This window comes from Mycolicibacterium aubagnense (assembly GCF_010730955.1).
Classification (GTDB): domain Bacteria; phylum Actinomycetota; class Actinomycetes; order Mycobacteriales; family Mycobacteriaceae; genus Mycobacterium; species Mycobacterium aubagnense.
In genome coordinates this window covers 42,597-58,411 of the sequence record NZ_AP022577.1, presented here as the reverse complement: position 1 = coordinate 58,411, position 15,815 = coordinate 42,597, and the positions used below count along the sequence as shown (strand labels likewise).

General features: G+C 64.4%; 18 protein-coding genes and 19 tRNA genes. 26 read left to right on the top strand and 11 right to left on the bottom strand.

Annotation, left to right across the window (positions count from 1 at the left end; genetic code table 11):
• Positions 1-13 precede the first annotated feature (13 nt).
• From G6N59_RS00430 to G6N59_RS00325, 22 genes are all read left to right on the top strand, one after another.
• Positions 14-87: transfer RNA gene (locus G6N59_RS00430), tRNA-Phe, on the top strand.
• Between the two features lie 3 nt (positions 88-90).
• A tRNA-Arg gene (locus tag G6N59_RS00425) sits at positions 91-163 on the top strand.
• 130 nt (positions 164-293) lie between these two features.
• Positions 294-806, top strand: coding sequence for a hypothetical protein (locus G6N59_RS00420; protein WP_220099684.1), 513 nt, complete (start codon positions 294-296; stop codon positions 804-806).
• A 49-nt stretch (positions 807-855) separates the two neighbouring features.
• Positions 856-1,068 (top strand): type II toxin-antitoxin system HicA family toxin, encoded by a 213-nt coding sequence (locus G6N59_RS00415; RefSeq protein WP_138230289.1) that lies wholly within the window; start codon positions 856-858, stop codon positions 1,066-1,068.
• Positions 1,069-1,116: 48 nt separating this feature from the next.
• Positions 1,117-1,193 (top strand) — tRNA-Ile (locus tag G6N59_RS00410).
• Between the two features lie 149 nt (positions 1,194-1,342).
• A tRNA-Asp gene (locus G6N59_RS00405) sits at positions 1,343-1,416 on the top strand.
• Positions 1,417-1,429: 13 nt separating this feature from the next.
• Positions 1,430-1,505: transfer RNA gene (locus tag G6N59_RS00400), tRNA-Val, on the top strand.
• A 1-nt stretch (position 1,506) separates the two neighbouring features.
• Positions 1,507-1,592 (top strand) — tRNA-Tyr (locus G6N59_RS00395).
• A 28-nt stretch (positions 1,593-1,620) separates the two neighbouring features.
• Positions 1,621-1,694, top strand: a tRNA-Pro gene (locus G6N59_RS00390).
• 13 nt (positions 1,695-1,707) lie between these two features.
• Positions 1,708-1,780 (top strand) — tRNA-Arg (locus G6N59_RS00385).
• Between the two features lie 67 nt (positions 1,781-1,847).
• The gene (locus G6N59_RS00380; protein WP_138230288.1) at positions 1,848-2,096 is read left to right on the top strand and encodes a hypothetical protein; all 249 of its coding nucleotides are present in this window, start codon (positions 1,848-1,850) and stop codon (positions 2,094-2,096) included.
• Positions 2,097-2,112: 16 nt separating this feature from the next.
• Positions 2,113-2,185: transfer RNA gene (locus tag G6N59_RS00375), tRNA-Lys, on the top strand.
• 32 nt (positions 2,186-2,217) lie between these two features.
• Positions 2,218-2,289: transfer RNA gene (locus tag G6N59_RS00370), tRNA-Trp, on the top strand.
• A 65-nt stretch (positions 2,290-2,354) separates the two neighbouring features.
• Positions 2,355-2,432: transfer RNA gene (locus G6N59_RS00365), tRNA-Glu, on the top strand.
• Positions 2,433-2,620: 188 nt separating this feature from the next.
• Positions 2,621-2,693, top strand: a tRNA-Arg gene (locus G6N59_RS00360).
• 55 nt (positions 2,694-2,748) lie between these two features.
• Positions 2,749-3,297: a hypothetical protein gene (locus G6N59_RS00355; protein WP_138230287.1), complete on the top strand. Its 549-nt coding sequence runs from the start codon at positions 2,749-2,751 to the stop codon at positions 3,295-3,297.
• Positions 3,298-3,317: 20 nt separating this feature from the next.
• Positions 3,318-3,394 (top strand) — tRNA-Met (locus G6N59_RS00350).
• Positions 3,395-3,464: 70 nt separating this feature from the next.
• Positions 3,465-3,537, top strand: a tRNA-Met gene (locus G6N59_RS00345).
• A 232-nt stretch (positions 3,538-3,769) separates the two neighbouring features.
• Positions 3,770-3,842: transfer RNA gene (locus G6N59_RS00340), tRNA-His, on the top strand.
• Between the two features lie 58 nt (positions 3,843-3,900).
• A complete protein-coding gene (locus G6N59_RS00335; protein WP_138230286.1) occupies positions 3,901-4,191 on the top strand; it encodes a hypothetical protein in 291 nt (96 codons plus the stop codon).
• Positions 4,192-4,209: 18 nt separating this feature from the next.
• Positions 4,210-4,282: transfer RNA gene (locus tag G6N59_RS00330), tRNA-Arg, on the top strand.
• Between the two features lie 580 nt (positions 4,283-4,862).
• Positions 4,863-4,933 (top strand) — tRNA-Cys (locus G6N59_RS00325).
• Positions 4,934-4,969: 36 nt separating this feature from the next.
• Here the strand turns inward: G6N59_RS00325 and G6N59_RS00320 are convergent.
• On the bottom strand, positions 4,970-5,161 hold the full coding sequence (locus tag G6N59_RS00320; protein WP_138230285.1) for a hypothetical protein: 192 nt from the start codon (positions 5,159-5,161) through the stop codon (positions 4,970-4,972).
• Between the two features lie 47 nt (positions 5,162-5,208).
• Between G6N59_RS00320 and G6N59_RS00315 the strand changes: the two genes are divergently transcribed.
• A tRNA-Thr gene (locus G6N59_RS00315) sits at positions 5,209-5,282 on the top strand.
• Positions 5,283-5,506: 224 nt separating this feature from the next.
• Positions 5,507-5,592: transfer RNA gene (locus tag G6N59_RS00310), tRNA-Ser, on the top strand.
• 117 nt (positions 5,593-5,709) lie between these two features.
• Here the strand turns inward: G6N59_RS00310 and G6N59_RS00305 are convergent.
• The 6 genes from G6N59_RS00305 to G6N59_RS00280 form a co-directional block, all read right to left on the bottom strand.
• A complete protein-coding gene (locus G6N59_RS00305; protein ID WP_234884198.1) occupies positions 5,710-6,045 on the bottom strand; it encodes a DUF732 domain-containing protein in 336 nt (111 codons plus the stop codon).
• Positions 6,046-6,557: 512 nt separating this feature from the next.
• Positions 6,558-6,872: a hypothetical protein gene (locus G6N59_RS00300; RefSeq protein ID WP_138230284.1), complete on the bottom strand. Its 315-nt coding sequence runs from the start codon at positions 6,870-6,872 to the stop codon at positions 6,558-6,560.
• Positions 6,820-8,376: a PE-PPE domain-containing protein gene (locus tag G6N59_RS00295; protein ID WP_163910763.1), complete on the bottom strand. Its 1,557-nt coding sequence runs from the start codon at positions 8,374-8,376 to the stop codon at positions 6,820-6,822. The genes G6N59_RS00300 and G6N59_RS00295 overlap by 53 nt, the downstream gene beginning before the upstream one ends.
• 20 nt (positions 8,377-8,396) lie before the next feature.
• Entirely contained in the window at positions 8,397-10,592 is a 2,196-nt protein-coding gene (locus G6N59_RS00290; protein ID WP_163910760.1) for a cellulase family glycosylhydrolase, read from the bottom strand.
• Between the two features lie 134 nt (positions 10,593-10,726).
• Positions 10,727-11,410, bottom strand: a complete 684-nt coding sequence (locus G6N59_RS00285) for a hypothetical protein (RefSeq protein WP_138230281.1) — start codon at positions 11,408-11,410, stop codon at positions 10,727-10,729.
• A gap of 293 nt (positions 11,411-11,703) precedes the next feature.
• Positions 11,704-12,807 (bottom strand): site-specific integrase, encoded by a 1,104-nt coding sequence (locus tag G6N59_RS00280; protein ID WP_306789605.1) that lies wholly within the window; start codon positions 12,805-12,807, stop codon positions 11,704-11,706.
• 157 nt (positions 12,808-12,964) lie between these two features.
• On the opposite strand from G6N59_RS00280, the gene G6N59_RS00275 reads away from it, so the two are divergent.
• Together G6N59_RS00275 and G6N59_RS00270 are read left to right on the top strand one after the other, a co-directional pair.
• Positions 12,965-13,207, top strand: coding sequence for a hypothetical protein (locus G6N59_RS00275; RefSeq protein WP_138230279.1), 243 nt, complete (start codon positions 12,965-12,967; stop codon positions 13,205-13,207).
• A 12-nt stretch (positions 13,208-13,219) separates the two neighbouring features.
• Positions 13,220-13,657, top strand: a complete 438-nt coding sequence (locus tag G6N59_RS00270; protein ID WP_138230278.1) for a hypothetical protein — start codon at positions 13,220-13,222, stop codon at positions 13,655-13,657.
• A 67-nt stretch (positions 13,658-13,724) separates the two neighbouring features.
• Here the strand turns inward: G6N59_RS00270 and G6N59_RS00265 are convergent, their stop codons facing one another.
• From G6N59_RS00265 to G6N59_RS00250, 4 genes are all read right to left on the bottom strand, one after another.
• Positions 13,725-14,018, bottom strand: a complete 294-nt coding sequence (locus G6N59_RS00265; protein WP_138230277.1) for a DUF6247 family protein — start codon at positions 14,016-14,018, stop codon at positions 13,725-13,727.
• 97 nt (positions 14,019-14,115) lie between these two features.
• Positions 14,116-14,364 carry a hypothetical protein gene (locus G6N59_RS00260; protein ID WP_138230276.1) on the bottom strand — a complete coding sequence of 83 codons (249 nt, stop codon included), beginning with the start codon at positions 14,362-14,364 and terminating at the stop codon, positions 14,116-14,118.
• Between the two features lie 489 nt (positions 14,365-14,853).
• The gene (locus G6N59_RS00255) at positions 14,854-15,219 is read right to left on the bottom strand and encodes a hypothetical protein (protein ID WP_138230275.1); all 366 of its coding nucleotides are present in this window, start codon (positions 15,217-15,219) and stop codon (positions 14,854-14,856) included.
• Positions 15,220-15,234: 15 nt separating this feature from the next.
• A complete protein-coding gene (locus tag G6N59_RS00250) occupies positions 15,235-15,687 on the bottom strand; it encodes a type II toxin-antitoxin system Phd/YefM family antitoxin (protein ID WP_138230274.1) in 453 nt (150 codons plus the stop codon).
• Positions 15,688-15,815: the final 128 nt, after the last annotated feature.

Genomic DNA, 15,815 nt, shown 5'->3' with positions numbered 1-15,815 from the left:
TGTACATGCTCTTGGTCTGATAGCTCAGTTGGAACGAGCGCTCGCCTGAAAAGCGAGAGGCCTCCGGTTCGATCCCGGATCAGACCACAAGCCGCGTTAGCTCAGTGGAGAGAGCGCCTGTTTACGGAACAGGGGGTCGGGGGTTCGAGTCCCTCACGCGGCGCTCACGCTTGCACAGCGTAGTAGCAACGGCTAGCCTTCTCTATTTTAGAGAGGGCTTTCGAATCCTGGAGTGAACCATGAGGTTTTCCGGTCGTACCCGCACTGTGATTCCCGCGTGGTTCCGTGCTCATGTGCTGCCTGCGCACGGAGGAACCTGGGACGCCTGCGCAGCTGCACTTCTGGCCGATCCGCTGGAACGTCGCCGGATCGACGAACTCGCAGTCGAGCTGAAGGATGGTTTCGATCGCCCGGTCTTCATCGGCCGTGATCACTGGTGGAGCCTCCGGCCGCGCGTGCTGGACGGGATGCACCGCTCCATCGCCGCCATGCGCGCAGGCATCGACATTCCGATCCGCTACGGCTACCCGGACGACGATGTCTACGACCACAGCGACGCCTACACGATCACGGCGGTCAACGCCGGGCCCGACAAGCTCCTCGACGCTGCAATGAGCCTGTCGTCGTTCAGGTCCGCGGCCGGCCCCTGGGTTCAGTGCGACGTCGGATCGGCGTACGGCAACGTCGTGCGCCTGCAGCTGCCGCGCCACCCGCAGCTGCGCGAGCAGATCGCAGCCCAGCTGAGAGGACGGCTCCAGGCGGTAGGAATCGACGCACAGGTGGCGTTCGCCGAGGACCCAGATTGAACCGCGCCTGAGACCGGCGCCGACGTATCCCTGCTGCAGTGTGCCGGGAATGAGCAGCGCCGACTACAAGAAACGTTTGAAGTCCCTCATTGCCCAGGCTGAAAGCTCAGGGTGGGCAGTCACCAAGACGAACAACGGCCACTGGCGGTTCGCTCCGTCGGACAAGAACCAACCGCTGGTGATCGCACCGGGAACGACTAGCGACACTCGAGGCGTAGCGAACTTGGAGGCACAACTGCGGCGTTCCGGTCTGGAAACCTGACTCCAGCGCGAGCCGTGATATGGCCTGCGGCCGGACCGGGCCGCGAAACGATCTGTAGCTCAGCCGGTTAGAGCACCTCGCTGATAACGAGGAGGCCCGAGGTTCAAGTCCTCGCAGATCGACCAACGGCATCCGCCGTGGAGGGTAGCGCGCAGCATCCCCTCGCCTGTATCCCGCACGACAGGTGGCGGCAAAGGCGCGCCGGCAGATCCGGCTTCGGGGCAACCCGATCCAGCCCACCGGATCGCTGCGCAGGTCCGTAAAGCCTGCACATGGCTGTGTAGCTCAGATGGTTAGAGCGCCGCCCTGTCACGGCGGAGGTCGCGGGTTCGAGCCCCGTCACGGTCGCGCAGCGAGTTCAGGTCTTGTAGCTCAGTTGGAAGAGCGCTTGGTTTACACCCAAGATGTCGGCGGTTCGAACCCGTCCGAGACCACCATGCCGGCACGGCGCAGATGGTTGAGGCGCGACGGACTGTAAATCCGTTCCTTCGGGTGGGTGGGTTCGAATCCCTCTGCCGGCACCAGGCCCGCGTCGGCCTCAACGACGCGAAACGGGGTGTGGCGCAGCTTGGTAGCGCATCTGCTTTGGGAGCAGAGGGTCGCACGTTCAAATCGTGTCACCCCGACAACAAAATTTCAGCCCGCGTAGCTCAGCGGACAGAGCACCTGATTCCGGATCAGGAGGTCCCGAGTTCGATCCTCGGCGCGGGCACAGCGACGCCGGCGTGTCGACGGCGGCGAGATGGCAGGTCAGCGCCCAGCTGTGCATGATCGCGTCCATGGCCAGTTTCGCGTTCATACAGCAGGGCGGTGCAAGCGACGAGTTCTATCTGCACGTGCACGAAACGGCGGACTCCGCAGAGGCGCACCGGTGCCGGTGCCGTGCGGCGACGTACCGCACCACGACCGCGATCGAGTTGTCTGACCGTACGGACTTCGACGCACTCCAGACCACCGTGGAATCCTCGCTGGGAGCTGATGATTGGTCCGGCGCCCGACGGTTGCTCCGCAACGCTGCAACCGGGTGACTCTCGACAAACCAACGCCCCCATAGCTCAGTTGGCAGAGCTCCCGACTTTTAATCGGGATGTCGCAGGTTCGATCCCTGCTGGGGGCACAACGGCTTTCCGGTCCGGTAACCGGAACGATGGGGTGTAGCTCAACTGGCGGAGCGCCGGCCTCCAAAACCGGATGATGCGGGTTCGAGTCCCGTCACCCCTGCGGTCCTGGGCCGGTGATCACCAGCCCGGTTGAGAGGTCGCGGAGACGGTCGCGATCTCGTCCATGGCGCTGTTGCTCTGTTGGCCAGGGGCGGCCGGATTTTCACTCCGGACACGACGCGGGTTCGATTCCCGCCAGCGTCACGAGCGGCACGTGCAGCGGCCTTCGGCGTGTCGAAGGACCCTCGCGGCGGGCAGGCGAGCAGATCACACATGCTGACGCAGTGAGGTTCCCGCGTCAGCGCCGCGCACATGGCTTTGCCGGTGAAGGCGCCCCCATGATGCCGATCCTTAGCCCGCGGAGGGGCGACCTGCGCAGGAACCTCTCACATGCCTTCGTAGCTCAGCGGACAGAGCGTGGGTGTCCTACACCCGGGGTCGGCGGTTCGAATCCGTCCGGGGGCGCATGACAACGCCGCATTGCCCCACCGTAGTCGACGCCGGATACGGATCCTTGGTCATGCTTGACGTCGAGGCCACCAGCCATACTCCGATGTCCGGGGTGATGACCGAATTCGCCCTCGTGCATGTGATCACGGGGGCATCGTTCTACGGCCACCTGTACCGCGCACAGCCTGACCCGGAGAATCCGGTCCGACCAGTAGTCGAACGTGGCGCTGACGGCATCCCGATCATCGATCCCTACTGGATCGTCAACGGAAAAGACTCTGAGAATGCCACATCCGGCGAGACACTTCGCGATCTCGCTCAAGCCTTGAGTGACTGGGTTGAGCGACTGGGACCGCCCCGGCGAATCTTGGTCAGCGACAACAACGGCTACGACGCCATGTGGCTGAACTGCTTCACTGACAGTGAGATCCGCAGAGTGTTGTTCGGACATTCCTCGCGACGCATCGGCGACTTCTACGCCGGCACTCGCGGCAAGTGGTCGCAGCAGTCGGCGTGGAAGCGTCTGCGCCGCACCCCGCACACCCACCACCCACTCGACGATGCGCGCGGGAACGTTGAGGCATTGCAGACCGTGTTGCGCAACAACAACTTGCTGTAGTCGAGGTGCACAGCACCTGACGCGGAGTAGAGCAGCTCGGAAGCTCGCTGGGCCCATAACCCAGAGGTCGCGGGTTCGAATCCCGCCTCCGCAACCATCTTTCACGCTGGCAGGGTCGTATTCCGCGACAGGTCCAGTGACGGATCCTCGAACGAGGGATTCGTCAACGCTCCGTAGCTCAGTTGGTAGAGCTCCGCACTCATAATGCGGAAGTCGCGGGTTCAAGTCCCGCCGGAGCAACGGATTGTTTTTGGCCCAGCCGGGCCACACCTTGGAGGGCCAACCCGAAAGATGGCGACGGGAACTGTCTTGAAAACAGCCGAGGCGAAAGCCCTTGGGAGTTCGACCCTCCCGCCCTCCGCGCAGACCGGCACAACTCGAAACCGTGCTGGAAACTCGACTGTTCAATCGGGTGCGGGCGGCTCCGCCTACGCGCCGGCTACTCACGGTGCGAAGACAGCGGCTCGACATGGCGGCGGTAGCTCAATCGGCAGAGCGCCTGGTTGTGGTCCAGGAGGTCGCGGGTTCGATTCCCGTCCGTCGCCCGAAGCACGTTCGCGCTGCGCACCAGAATTACCCTTGCGGCCGTGCATGATCCGGTGCATGACCAACGTCTCCTCCCCCGTAGTTCATGGCGACGACCGCTCCGTCGAGGAGATCATCGCAGCGCTGCACCCGAACGCGCCGCTGCGTAGTTACCTCGAGGAGTTCCTGCCCGGCCGTCGTGATCACTGTGCTGATGCCCACCTGTACCGCGTCGCCGACGGCTGGGTGCTCACCATTTACGTCGACGCGGTGGATGAGACCGGGTACCACTGGTTCGACAGCTCCGGCGGTGCACATGAATTCATCGACGAATATGCGGCGGCCGCGCTGACCGGCGGACTCGTCTAACGGGCGTCGACAAGTTTCGCCTCCGTGGCGCAACGGATAGCGCAGCGGCTTTCTACTCCGAAGGTTGTCGGTTCGAATCCGGCCGGGGGCGCAGATGCAGGGGCGCAGATGCAGTACTCGCCGCACCAACACCAGCAGCGCAGCGGGAGAACCACTGCTCGAATGAAGGAGAATGTCATGGGTCGTTTCACCTAGATGCGGCTGCCTCCCTCGCAGCCGTTCGGAGGCTGCGGGCAGCCTGCCGAAAGGCAGACCAACCCGATGTCCAAGACCGACAAAACTCGCCCCTGGCGGGTACAGATGAATGACGCTCCAGCAATGCGCGCTGCGCACACGTGCGGCGACCTTCACCATCTCCACGCCGCGTTCCCGTGCGATCTACCCAACGATCCTTGGTCGCAGGCGAACACCGGATGCCGATGGGAACCAGTCCACGAACCCGTGCCGAATTGGAAGATGTTCTCCGAGAGTCGCTATCGCCGGCTCGCGCGACGTCAGTGTTACGCCTCCGAGCGATCAGCTCGACGCAGCGCGCTTCGATCTCTCACTCGCGACGCGATGTACGGCGGGGCGGTCGACGACAGCGTGATCGATAATCGCGTTGCCGGCCGCTACGCCCAATACAGCGGAGGTTGGTGGGACTGATGCACAAGCCCGATCAATCGGGTGCTGTCTCCGTGGCCGAGTGGCGAGGCAACGGCCTGCAAAGCCGCTAACACCGGTTCGAATCCGGTCGGGGACTCGTAACCACGCCGCCATGGGCGCCATCCACCACGATTCACAACTCGACGACGTCACCGACTTTTGCATCGTCCCGAAAGTCACTGGACGGCACGATGCTGACGATCCCGGACTTGAGTGAATCGGCCTGAGTTTTCGCGGAACCGAAGTCGAGGCGGTGTTCGACCAACCTACCGGTGTCGGAGGGCGCGAGCGTCTGCACCACGGAGTACAACCTGTCCTGCGTCATGTGCGCAGACAATCACCGGTTCGCCGGTTTCGTCGCGCAAGGCGCGCGCCCCTGTAGCTCAGCAGGCCAGAGCGGCTCACTCGTAATGAGCAGGTCACCGGTTCGAATCCGGTTGGGGGCTCTCAACGGTGAACGCCATCCGATGCGCCACTGCCGAACTGACCCGACTCGGTGAGGACCCGGGCAGCGTCCGAGATGCTGTCTCAGTTGCCGGCTGCACACACGCTGACACGAGCGGCGACGGGTACGGGGGTCCGAGTCTTCGAGAAGTGACGGGCCCGGATCGGGGTCGCGGACTGAGATCCTGCGATCCCGAAACCGGTTGCATTGCGGTGCAACTGGTTTGGAGACGTGGCAGAGTGGCGAATGCAGCGCCTTGCTAAGGCGTAGTCGGCCTGCGCCGGCCGCGGGTTCGAGTCCCGCCGTCTCCGCTAGCGCATCACACACTGTGGAGCGTCCGCGCGACCCCGCACCGTTCACGTAACAGAACCGCCCCGAAACTCGTGAGAAGTTCAGGGGCGGTTCTGTTTTCAAGTCCAGAGGGTTGGTCAGCCGGGCGCCTGCGTACACAGAATGCCGCGCGCGATGCGCACCACTGATGCCGCCTGATCCGGAGCAACACCAGCCTGGCTGGTGACGGTATCGATGGCACCCTGGCGCCCCTGCCCGCGATAGAGCGCGTTGCACGCCTGGAGTCCGGCCTGAAGCACGGCGTCGTCGTCGCCCGGCATCCCCGCACCGCGGGCCTGGTTGATGTACCGCTGCTGTTCTGGAGTGATCGGGATTGGCCACGCGGATGCAACCCCTCCCGCAGCGCTCAGCAGCGTTGCAGCGCCCGCTGCCGCCGCCAGCAGCTTGATGATTTTCCGGTCGCTCGCGGGCATGATTCCCTGCTTTCGTTTGTGCCGGAGGGTCCCAGCGGCCGCCACGATAGGTTGCGGTAGCGCCAAGGAATGCGCGCGGCTCGTGTCTCGCACCGAGGCACCACGAGCGCCGATGATCACAGGGGGACGGTCGGCGGCAGGGCGTTGCACACACTCATGCGTCTACGGAAACGCCTGTGCGGATTTACCTGACTACCCCGGTGGTCGTCGTCGCTTACCGGACTGTTTTCACCGAGCTTGTCTCATCTGCTCGCAGACAGGGCAAATGGGCTCTGTAAATTGAGTGGGACGGCGATCCGGGTCTTGAATCAGTACGATCCCGCAGAACGACCGGGGTACCCGTAGACGCAGCACATCCCCGATCAGCCACTCCCAGGTGCTGACGATGTGCAGATATTCATCGTCGCCCCCCGACGCCTTCGGTAGTACCACTGCGTCTCTCTCGATCGCCCCCACAGCCCTTCTCCTTCTCGTAGTTCAATGGACAGTTTGTTCGCTGGGTACTGCGATCCTCACTCGACACCGCTTGGCCGCGTACTGTTCGATTGGATTCCGTTGATTGACTTTTCGTAGGTGATACCCGGTAAGGGCGCATCCTCGGGGTGCAGCAGCTCGCCGCGGTAGTGCTCGAACGATCGCCTCAGGGCGTCGTAGGCGCCTTGGTCCCAGCCATCGAACTGCCCGATGTAGGGCCGCAGCGCCAACGCGGCGTAGAAGTCGTTGGTGCCGGTGCACTCCTGCTCGATCCAGTCGAAGCCGTACCTGTGTCCAACCTCAGGGGTGCTGTTGCAAGCACCGGGTAAGAATTTCTTCGGCCGCCGTTGCACCGTGCGCGGCGGTGACGGTAAGACCACCTTGCCGAAGGCCTGAATGGGAAGGCACCATGGCGATGCTGGCCGCCGAGTGCTGAGCCGAGCTCAAGCGGGCGACTGAAGCGCTGCCCCTTCGCGCTGTTGGTGTCAAGGCCGTCAGCGATGTGCTCGATGCCGGGTCGACAGCACCCGCAGTGGCTGTTGCTGCTCTCGGAGTACGCGCGCCCCCAGCCGTGTCGCTGACCGCGTGTGGAGAGCTGCTCACGATGGCTGGTGTTCGAGGGGTCTTGGTGTTCGACGTGGCGCTGGCTACGGGGGTGGGTTTCACGACGGCCGTAGTGCTCAGTGCCCCGTGCGGCGCGGCGGCGTTCGGTTTGGTCGCGTCAGACGCTGCGTTGGGGATTGCCGCGACGGCGGTTGTGGTGTGGTCCACGCTGCCGGCGATCGGGGACTTCTGTGCAGCAGCGGGGGTCAATGCCTGAAGCCGCGTGGCAGCGGTGGTGAGCACGCCCGAGAGAGTGTTCACCACTGACGCGGCGGTGATGCTGGTATTGCGCAGGGCGTTTACTGTCCATACGCCGCCGGCGACGGCTGTATTGACAACGGTTTGGAAGATCTTCTGCGCGATCCATGCATTCGGCGATACCGGGCGGTAGGCGCCGTCGACGATCGGCTTCAGGATCGGCTGCAACGCGTTGACGACTTGCTCGCTGGCGCCGGCGTTCTTCGCCAGCTGCAGTATCGGCAGGAGTCCATTGTCCCGAATGAAGTAGGTTGTGGTGGTTGCACCGTGACTGTTCACCGTGGTGGTGACATCGCTCGATGGGATCGTCGAGAGGTCGACGTTGTAAGACCAGTAGTTATGGAAAAGCACCCCACCTGCAACCGCGTTCAGATCGGCGAGCAGATTCTCTTGGTGGGCCGGCCAGTCGGCGAAAACGTCGTACTGGTACACGACGTTGATGGTGTTGTAGGGCGAATCTTGCGGCGCAACAACACAACTGATGCCGGGCAACAGCAGCCCGGCATTGCGCCCGAGAATCCCCGTGGGACCACTGGGATCGGCTAGCCGGACGAAAGTCACGTTGTTCGAGTGCCCTGCCGCCATCAACGCATACTCTTCGTAGGTCAGAACGATATCGCCTTGCGACACCCCGAACAGCTTCACGCTGTCGGACGCCGGCACGGCAGCGATGGCCGCCCCGAGGTTGGCAACGCCCTGCGCCACTGAATAATCCAGAGCCAGCGCCCCGGCGCCGGTGAACGGGCCGATCGATGCGGGGTACCCGATCTGGTAGGCCGTTGTCATCAGGCCCTGCACCGCGGCGCCGAGGGCCGACACCCCGACCGTCTGCGATATCGGTGGAGTTGGCGAGGTTCCGGGCATGTAGAAAGCGACTGTCTCCGCCTGGGCTGGCACTGACAGCGAGCCGACCCATGTCGTGATGGCCACGACCACGGCGATCGCCGCGCGTCCAAAGCCCGTGAGAACTGACCTACTTCGGCGCTCCGCCGCCATTGTGGACATGACGTCCGTCCTCACCGTGCGGCTTCTTTGGAGTGCGACGTCTGGTCCGTGCCACCGTGACGCCCGGTCTCTGTTGTGGCGGTTTTCGACAACGCGCCGGTTCCACTGGCCGATGTTGAGGTGCGCTCCGACGTGCCGGTCGATGACGAGCGGGCGGACGGCTTGTCGCTGGCAGTACGGGTGGTTTCCGCGGCGGAGGGCGAGTGCCCTCGGTCGACCGCCCCCGTTTTAGGGCCGGTTGATGCATTGGAGTTTTTGGCCGGCGGCGCGGACGAGACGGCATCGGATGCCGCGGCGCGTTCCGCGGTGCCCGTGGATGCCGTGGTGATCGTGGGCTGGGCGGCGGTGGTCGCGCTCGTCGGAGTTTGCACCGACGGTTTGACATTCGTTGCGGCACTGACAGGGTTCTGAACAGAGCTCGCGGGGCTGGATACCGGTAGTGCCGATGGAGCCGGTGCCGGCGAGCTGGCCGCTGCGGTTCCCGCGGGCGTGCTGACAGTCGTCGTCGAGTTGACCGTTGCCGTTGCGGTGGCCGTTGATGAACCGGCGATCGCCCCTGTGGTTGGCGTAGCGGTGGCCAGCATTGAGTACTGCTCAGGGAGAGTCGCTCCCACGGTTGAAGAGGGTGCGCTCGCTGTCGCCCGAGCGGGGGTCATGGCCGCAGCGGGAAGCGTCGCCGCGGCCGGACTCGGTACGGCCGCCAGGGCCTGCACGGCTCCAGCGACAGTGAGTTCGGTGTTGTGCGCGGCGGTGCCGACAGCCAGGGCAGCGTTCTGGATGGCGGAATTGATTGCGGCGGCGGCGTTCTGAATGTTGGGGCCCGCGGTGACAATGGTGTCGATGGCGCGCTCTGCTAGCGGCGTCACCGCGGTCAGGGCCATGCCCGCTGCCATCGATACCGCGTTCGCGACTGTCGAAAATGCCTGCTGCAGCGGGGCCGGCAGTGTGTTGTAGATGGCTTGTGTCGCCATGTTCGGCAGCAGCAACACTTCGTTGGTCACGGAGATGACCAACGACACGACCTGAATCCACACCGTCTGCGCCACGGGCATCACCGGTGCCGTGTAGTTGGGTAGCGTCCCGGCGGCGAGCTGAGAGATGAGCGTGGCCAGGGTCTGGGCGGCCAGCTTCGGAGTCCCATCGGAGGTGAACAGGCCCATGTTGTTCTCGTCGAGCAGGAAGCCGGTGTTCAAGTCGGCGGCGGTGTAGACGAACGCGGGCCCGGCGAACGACAGCTTGCTCCAGGCCGTGACGAAGTCCTGCAGCATCTGGGCTTGCTGAGTCTGGGTGATCCCGCCTGGCTGGCTCGGGTTTCCGTACTCCGTCGCCCAAATCTGTTTGGCCCCATCGCCATTGGCGACCATCAGGGCGTACATGGCCAACGCTTGCTCCAACGGCGAGTTCGCCACTCCTGCGCCAGCGGAGAACGGCAGCGTGTAGTTGTACGGGTGAAAAGACACCTCGTTGAAGGAATTTTTGGCTCCGGCGGCATACATGCCCGCCAGGAACTGTTCGGGCGAGAGCGATATGCCGGGGACTGTGGTGACCGCCCCGAGTACGCCCGCAATGACGGTGGCGCTGGGCTGAACGGCTTTGATGGCGGTGTACGCGGCTTTCAAGATGGCGGTGTAGACCGCCGGGTCGGCTGGGGCCATGAACGTCACTGCATTGGGCTCATTGAGGATCTCGTACGCGGAGATTTGGCCTGTGTAGCGCTGGGCGACCGCAGCGGCAAAAGTCGCATAGTTGGCGGGATTTGGCGCGCCGATCAACGGGGTGCCATCCCAGGTGGGGTTGCCGGTAATTGATGCGGTGAGGCTGAAGCCCATCGAGTGGGCGGTGTTGATGACGTTGTCCATCTGGGACCAGTTGTACGTCGAGCTCGTCGGCTGGATGTAGATCCAGGGCACCACGATGCGTAGATCGGTCACGCCGAGACTGCGAATCTCGTTGAGCTGGCTCACAAGTTGGGTTTGGTCCAGCGTGTAGAGATAGGCGTCAGCGACACCGACCTGTTGGGACGAGCCGTCGGTTGTCACAGACGCCGCGAGTTCGATGGCTGGCGCAACAACTATGCGGTGCCCTGTCGGCGGCGGCGCAGCGGTAGACATTGCAGTGGCCGGGTGCAGTACCGACGCCATGGCGACGGCCACGGCGAGGGAAGCTGCAGCGTGTTTCGCGGAGAGCAGAGCGGTCGGAGCGATCATGAGAGTTCCCTTATCGGTCATCAGAGACGCGGGGAAACTAGCGGTCTAGATCGCACGTCAACGACCGCGGCGCGGTGCGCCTTACACCGATTCGCGCTACGCGTAGCGGTCTAACGGACAGCCAGCATCGCCGATCAGTGCTGGTGGTCGAGCAGTTGCAATAACCCGGCGAGTAGCCGATCGGCCCGGTCTTCGACATCGTCGAGCATCTCTGTGACCCCACCAAGCTCTGCTGCGGCTCGGCAGCGCGCGGCCACACCCCGCGAGTACGTTGCCGAGTCGAGCTGCGGTGCGCACCCAGGTGGCTGCGCCTCCGGCAGAGGCATGGGCCTGATAGCCGGATCGACTGGCTGGACACGGCGGTGAACCGTGGGCTGTCCCGTCAGGTGCGCGGTGATGATGCGCGAAATCGACTGGGCCCCAAGTGCCGAAGCAATGAACGGGGTGGCGCCCCATCGGTCGATGGAGGTTACAACCGGCAACGACGCTGGCGCGTGACCGATCTTCGGTATGGGCTCTCCGCGCAGATGGGCTGCCAGAAATCGCGGATTGGATAGGTGGTGCTGGATGCTACGGATGCGCGACCACTGCTCCCAGATGCTCACCGGCGATACGCCCTGAAGTGCCGAACCAGCACATGTGTTGGCAGTTTCACCGCCAACACATTGAATGGCCAGTCGATCGGCCGGAGCGTCGACGACCACATCGCCGAGCCGCAACTGCGCGATCCGGCTACCCGACACTCCCGCAGTCGCCAGTACAAGCAGCATTGCATCGCGGCGCGCAAACAGCTTTGTCGGCCAACCCTCGTCGGGCAATTTGCGGATAGCCCACGCTGCGGCCTCAGTTAGTCGATGTCGGCGTTCTGCTCTGCGCGAGTCAAGCAGCGCCCGAACCACTTCGGCCCTTCCAGGCTGGCCGACCCCGGCTCTGCGGTGCGCTGCGTTGATTACGCTGACCCTGCGCCGATGCGTGCTCAGTGACGCCGGGTTTGCGGCAACGAACCGGGCCAGCGTTTCTGGGGCGGCGGGTAAGGCACTTTCTCCTGAAGCTGCACACCAGTCGGAGAACAGTTGCCACACCGCTCGGTCACGGGTGCCGGCTGGCGCGGTCATAGCCCCAGGGACGTGACTGCGTTGCCGATCAGCGGCGCTTCCTCGCGCGCATACCTTTCGACCATCTCCACGCTCCGATGATCGGTCTGCCGCATGATCGCGTGCGCGTCAGCGCCATTGCGGAAGGCCTGTGTCACGAATCCGGCCCGCAGACTGTGCGCCCCGATCCTGGCGACCATCGCCTCTGAGTAACCGGCTCGCTCGGCTCGGCGGCGCGTCACGGCATGCACCGAGGCGCCCGACATGGCGGTATCCGACAAGTTCCCGTTGCCGGCAATGGCGCGGAATATCGGACGATGGCGCCCGATGACGGGCGCCTTGGCTCTGCACACGTGCACTGACCTGTCGACCGCGTGGCGCGTTACGGCGGCGATCACCGCTGCGCGGCCGCCCTTGTCGTAGGCCTCCACCACTCGCGCCCACCGCGCGAACGCGCATGGCGGGCACCGTTCGGCGTCTTGCGTGTGTGGAAGTGCGTGCACGACACCGTGGCCTTCCTGATCAGTCTTTGATCGGCGCAGTCGCACGTGAACCCCGTCGAGCGGGTGCAATTCCACGTCCGATCCCGTGAGAGCGACGAGCTCGCTGCGGCGGAAGGCGCCAGTGAAGCCCATGAAGAGCAGTGCGCTGTCACGACGTTCGTGCACTTCGTCGGACCAGCTGTCGACCTGCGCTCGAGCCGCAGCGACGATGACCATCACGTCGTCGGTAAGCAGCGGGGCCCGGGGGTTTCGCGGCCGGTCGCCCGCCACCGCATATTCGCGCCGGATGCCGGCCAACGTCGCCCTCACCGACTCGTGATGCGTCGGGATGCTATCGAGTCCGCTACTGCGATGGCGATCGGTGATCGCGGCAACCCACTTGTTCAGAGTCGACACCGCGTACGCGTGTTGTCCGTCCGGGTTCAATGTGTCGGCCGCCTCGACCAGGTAGGCAGCAATGACCGCCGGGTGCGCAGGCAGCGCCGTATATCCGTTGGCTCCACACCATTGCTCGAAACGGGCCCAGGAACTGCCGTAGGTCCGCCGGGTACCCGCAGACTGTGCGTTTGCAGCTGCGCGCAGGATTCGCTCCTGCGCGGGGCCTCCCAGCTCGGGCACGCGCCCCGCCCCGTTTACCGCTGGCACTGACACCCGCGGAGTGTACCCGCAATCACCAGAAAATTGCACCTGCAAAATACCGCATTTCGATTCAGTCATTCACGGGGTCAGCTCCCCGTGGCGAGCCCTTGTCAGACGTGCCGCAAAGGTGCATTTCATGATTCTTCGCACCTTTCGCGTCTATCGCGCGGTGCGGGCCGAAACTGCCGGGTTTGCCGCCAGTGACGAGCTCGTCGCACGTGAGGCGGCGTCTGAATCAGAGGCCCGCGCCCGCGGTGTGTGGGGCGCCGTGCACCCGGCCGATGAAGTGTCGGTCGAGTACGTGGGCGAGATGTCGGGCGCCGAATACGCAGCTGCCGCGCAGCACACCCGACCGCTGTACACCGTCGTGCGCGCGTGAGACTGTCGAGCCATGACAGATCTGTCCAAGTACTCGGCGTGGGCTGCCGTCCCCGTCACGGTGGGGTTGGCTGGCTTCATCTGCGGGAAGATCTTCCACTGGCCCAAGCCCGTGATGGCCCTGATCGCGGTTCTACTGCTCTGCGGCGCCGTGGCGGCGCTGGCCGTCAACGCTGAGCGCAGGCAAAGCACCTCGCAGGTCCCCCTGCCGGTGCCCGCCCACCCCGTCGCCCCGGTTGGCCTCGTGGGCAGCCGGGTCGGGTACGCCGGACAGGTTTTCATCGTGTTGGATGACTCCGCTGTTCGAGGTGATGGTCGCCGCGGGAGCGTCGTGGCCCGCGATGAACGAGGGGCGGCCGGACTGCTGTTCATAGGATTCGGCCCGGATGGCACTGTCATCGAAGCGCGGACCGAACGCACTGAATGGGCACCGGCTCAGCTCGTCGGGTAACTGCGTTCCATGTTCTGCTGGCTGATGCCCTTTGGAACGCTGCGGCTCCCGCCAGCTCGACAAGTATCTAGTGCTTGACCCATTCTCCGGCGGCTGTTCTCGTCCGCAGCCCGGTGAAGTCGCCGCGCCGAACCTGCTCCACGACGGCGCGTTCCGCAGCGGTGGGTGGATGAAGTCTCAGGTACGCAATTCCGAGCCACCTGTCCAGCACTGCGTTTAGACGGCCCAGGTCGAAGTCGTCGGCGAGATCGGTTTCGGCCAGAGCGATACGAAACTCCCACTCAAACTCGGAGCAAGCCGCGGGATCCAGCTCGGCCAGGACCGCACGGATCGCGGGGCCGGTGCGTTCCAGACGTGCCACGGATCGAGTTTGGCACAGGCGCCGCTGGCAGCCCGATATTCGCCGATACGCCGTGTCTGGAGTGCTCGTGAGGACTGGCGTCGAGCGCTGTCCAGCCCTACAGCAGAACAAACCGAAGAAACGTGACCCTGACGAACACGTCGGAGACGACGTACACGATCAATCCGGTGCCTCTTGAACCGAAGACCGCGGTCCATTGGTCCGTGTCCTTGTCGTAGCTGCCGTTGCCGTGCGGGTCGTCGAGAATCAGCTCCAGCTTGGCTCGGATCTCGCTCTGCACCTGCAGCGGAAACGAGTTGTATTGCTCCACCGGGACGTCGCTCCATTGCTCCTCGTACCGCGCCATCTCGCCCCACCTGCGTTCCGCTAGCAGTTCTCGTGTGGAGGCCAGTGTTTGGCGCTGGTCCAGAACCCAGCGATCGGGGCGCGCTCTTTCGCGCAGTGGGACGAACAGCTGCGCACACGTGATCGGCCCTGATCACCGCTGGTGGCGGGCTTCGAAGTTGCATGTCAGTCCCGCTCCCACCGTCGCGAAAGGGCCGAAAACACGCTGAGCAGTGCTTTTACCCGATCCGCTGCGGGAATCAGAATTCTCGTCGGTTACCGCTGATTTTCAGTGAGTGACTATGACCGGTCCACGATTCCCGTCCGAAACCCGCTGGAATTCCGTCGACGTGGCCGGCCTCGCGGTGACTGGTCGACCCTATCGCCGCTGGTAGGCGGCCGCAAAGGGACGTGACAACGCCTGGTTAGGAAAGTTAGGACGCTTTAGCCGCAGGGGCTAAACCCTTGGACGCCCGCTGCACACTGCGGATCGTTGCGCACAGTCGATGGGTTAGCGGAAGTTCTTCTTGCTGTCCGTCTCGTTCGGGTGTCCGGTCTCCACTCGCTCCAGGTAGACCACCCCGCCGACCCGCTCCACCTGCACGTGGTACCAGATGCGCCCGCCGTCGGTGATTTTGTACTGCCAGCGATCGAAGGAGACCCCGCCACGGTTCAGCCGCCGCAAGTCGCCGCTCAGTGGGTAGCACCGGTCGCCTTGCTCCAGCGGGGTGCGCGTCAGGAAGTCCCACGCGTCCACGAGCGTGTTGCGCGCTGTCGCCTTCGCGTCCGTCCAGCCTTTCTCTGCCTCGCGTGTGGCGAAGCGGATCTCGAACTCGACCTTCTTGAGCGGTCGAGGGACGGGGTCGTGGCGGGCCAAGACGCCAGCGCCTTGTCAGGGCCGCTCGACGGCGACGGGAGCGGCGTCGTCGAGCCAGGTCAGGTCGCTCTCGCCTCCGCGAGGGATGCCCGCCGCGTACGCCTCGGCGGTGCCTGCCCAGCTGCGGACGCTCCGAAGCAGCTGGGTGTACTCGCCGAGTTCGGCAGCACTCCACACCAGACCGTCAATCTCGCGGGCGAATTCACCCTGCTCGTCGGCGCTCAGCGCTCCCACCCAGCCGAACACGTCATGGGTGGCGGCCGCCATGTCACCGGGGTGGCGCGCGGCGGCCCGCATGATGCGGCTGGCCAGGGCGATGCCCTCGTGCTGTCGATCCAAGTCGCCGGCACGCATCAGGATCAGATCCTCGGCGTCGCGGCGGGTGATGCGCACGGCGCCTTCGACCACCTTGGCCACAACGTCTTTCGGCTTCCGCAAGAAGTCGGTGAAGGTAGCGGTGGCGTGCATGTACAACAGCCTACACCCGATATCAGATAAACATCAGATATCGTGTCCGACGGTACTCGGCGGCGCATTCTCACCGCTGAGTGCCAGGCTGGCACGCCGAGGCTCAGCGATCGCGACTGCGCGAAAAA